Raw genomic sequence first — 2,762 nt, forward strand, 5'->3', positions numbered from 1 at the left:
CCTGCGGTGGGACAGGTCGCGTGCGACGTCTGGCGGCCTACTTGTCTCATCCAACCTGTCCTAGTCGAAGATCGTTAGGACCCGCCGGGGGAGGGGAGCGGGGTGTCCACGACCGCGCGGATCGCGGCATGACCGCGAAGTTCAGGACGCGGGTCGTCATCAGGTGGGTGGGTCTTTGGGCTGACGTGACGGCGGCTCTGGCGGTCCGTCCCGACACGACCTCGGTGGTCGCGCCGGGACGGCGAGCCTCGCGATCAGTTGGCGACGGGAGCATTCCAGTCGACCAGCTGCACGATCACCCCGTTGGGGTCACGGACCTGGAAGGACCGTTCACCCCACTCATCACTGGTCAGCGGCATCGTGATCTGCACCCCCTCGCTCTGCAGCCTGGCCAGCTCACCCTCGAGGTCGTCAACGGTAAAGGCGAGAATCTGACCGCGGGCGTGCTCGTCTCGCTGGTCGGGGGGCAGGACGTCCAGCCCCCGTCGCAGGAAGACGATGGACAGGGCGGCATCTGACCGGCTGAGGCTCGCGAAGCCAGGGGCAGCCATGTCCTGGGTGAAGCCGAAGTGGGTGGACCAGAAGGTGCTGGAGGCGTCGACGTTGTCGACGTTGAGCGAGATGGTGCTGGCGGTGATGTTCACGGCTGGCTTCTCCTCATCTACTCCGTACGGTGTACGGGGTGAGGGTGGAACGGGCGGTCACGTCAGGATGTTCCCGTGAGCGATGACCGCACTAGCGCCGGAGACCCGGCCCGCACCCTGGCGTTGCTGTGGCGCGATGAGGCCGCCACACCTCGTCGGGGCCCGCGACGCGGTGTGGATGTCGACACCCTGGTGGAGGCAGCGGTCGCCCTGGCGGATGAGCAGGGCTTGGCCGCGGTGACCATGCGCAAGGTCGCCGAGCGCGTCGGGGTGGGGGTCATGTCGCTTTACACCTACGTCGCCGACCGCGCCGAGCTGCTGGACCTGATGCTCGACACCGCCTACGCGCAGATGCCACGGGAAGACACCACGAGTCAGCCGTGGCAGGCCCGGGTGACTGCGGTCGCCGAGGCGAACCGCGACCTGTACCGACGCCACCCCTGGGCCGCGCTGATCTCCACGCTGCGCCCTCCGCTGGGGCCGGGGCAGATGGCCAAGTACGAGCACGAACTCGCCGCCTTCGACGACTGCGGCCTCGACGACGTGACCGTGGATGACTGCCTGACCCACCTGTTGACCTTCGTGCGCGCCTGCGCCCGCGACAGCGAGGCAGCCCGCACCCGAGATCAGCCCGACGGCGTCAGCGACGAGCAGTGGTGGGCCGCCGCCGGGCCCTTGCTGACCCGCGTCCTGGACATGGACCGCTACCCACGCGCGGTGCGCATCGGTACCGCCGCTGGCACCGCCCACGGCAGCGCCCACGACCCCGAGCACGCCTACATGTTCGGGCTCCGACGTCTGCTAGACGGGCTGGCGGTACTTATCGACGTCGACCACCGGGTGCAGTGACGTTCTTGGAGAGCGCCTGAATCGCGGACGGTCTTCGACGGTCGTCCGTGGACGACGCGCTCCGACCGCGTGGAGGGCGGCATGACCAGGTGTCCCGTCTTACGGGAAGACCATGCGGACTGTGCTGCTACTCACGGACGCGGTCAGAGCGCGGAGGTGATGACGGCTGCGACCAGGTCAGGGCGTTCCAGGTACGGCAGGTGAGCGGTCCCGGGCAGAGTTGCGCGCCGCGCCCCCGGGATGCGGGTGAGCAACTGCTCGCACTGCTCGAGGAGGTACGGGACATCGAGGTCACCGCAGGCGATGGTGGTGGGCGCGCCGATCTCACCCAGGCGGGACCAGGCATCGACGCCGCTGTCGCCGGCGTCCTCTGCCTCAGCGTGCTGCAACACGATCGTGTTCATCGCCAGCGCCAGCTCCCGGGCTGGCCCGGTTACCCGGTCTTCGCGGGCCGCTGGCCCGTCAAGCCAGACCTGCACTTCCAGCCGGTTGACCAGGTCCACGTCGTCGGCGTCGGTGGCAGCGTCCAGTGCGTCGGACAGGCGCTGGGTGGCGGGGTCGAGCTCTTCAGGCTCGGGGGCGCCGCTGACCCCAGGGGCAAGGAGCACCAGGCCCGCGACTCGCTCTGGCGCGGTGAGGGCGGCGTCCAAGGCCAGTCCGCCCCCCATGGAGCTGCCGACCAGCCAGACCGGTCCGGTGGCGAGGGCGTCCACGACGGCCAGCAAGTCTTGCAAGTGGGAGAACGTCGTGTTCGAAGGTGGGCTGTCCCCGAAGCCGCGCCGGTCGTAGGTGATGACGGTCCCTGCTTCGCGCAGCAGAGGTACGACGCCGTTCCAGCTGCGCCGGTCGCAGACGCCGGCGTGCAGCAGGACCAGGGTGGGGCCGTGGCCGGGCCAGCGGTCACCGATCAGAGTTGATCCTTCGCGGGGGACCTGGAAGGACTCGGGCGGCGTGAGCACCGGGCCACTCTGACATCGCTGACCATGGGCGTGGGTGCCCTTTTGGCTTGGTCGTGGACCACACGCTTCTCGACATGTGCGTGAAGTCGACAGCCGGGGGCACCGCATCGGGGCGTCCATCATCCTGGTCTGGTGATCGTTCGTGAGCGTGCCGCCGAGGACTTGCCCACTTGCGTCGACGTGCTCCAGGCGGTGCACGTCGCCGACGGGTACCCGACGTGCTGGCCGCACGATCCCGCCGGCTGGCTCAGTCCTGCCGGACTGGCTGCTGCGTGGGTGGGGCTCGACGACGACGAGACCGTGCTGGGAC

General features: G+C 69.2%; 3 protein-coding genes. 1 reads left to right on the top strand and 2 read right to left on the bottom strand.

The genetic code is table 11. The features are described from left to right. Window positions 1–254: 254 nt before the first annotated feature. Window positions 255–644 (bottom strand): VOC family protein, encoded by a 390-nt coding sequence (locus GTR02_RS21100; RefSeq protein ID WP_166609435.1) that lies wholly within the window; start codon window positions 642–644, stop codon window positions 255–257. A gap of 75 nt (window positions 645–719) precedes the next feature. Between GTR02_RS21100 and GTR02_RS21105 the strand changes: the two genes are divergently transcribed. Next, window positions 720–1,493 carry a TetR/AcrR family transcriptional regulator C-terminal domain-containing protein gene (locus GTR02_RS21105; RefSeq protein WP_166609436.1) on the top strand — a complete coding sequence of 258 codons (774 nt, stop codon included), beginning with the start codon at window positions 720–722 and terminating at the stop codon, window positions 1,491–1,493. Between the two features lie 143 nt (window positions 1,494–1,636). Here GTR02_RS21105 and GTR02_RS21110 read toward each other — a convergent pair whose 3' ends face one another. Further along, complete coding sequence (locus GTR02_RS21110) at window positions 1,637–2,452, bottom strand: alpha/beta fold hydrolase (protein ID WP_166609437.1); 816 nt, start codon at window positions 2,450–2,452, stop codon at window positions 1,637–1,639. Between the last annotated feature and the right edge of the window lie 310 nt (window positions 2,453–2,762).

Origin of the sequence: Kineococcus siccus (genome assembly GCF_009906795.1) — a bacterium.
Lineage (GTDB): Bacteria > Actinomycetota > Actinomycetes > Actinomycetales > Kineococcaceae > Kineococcus > Kineococcus siccus.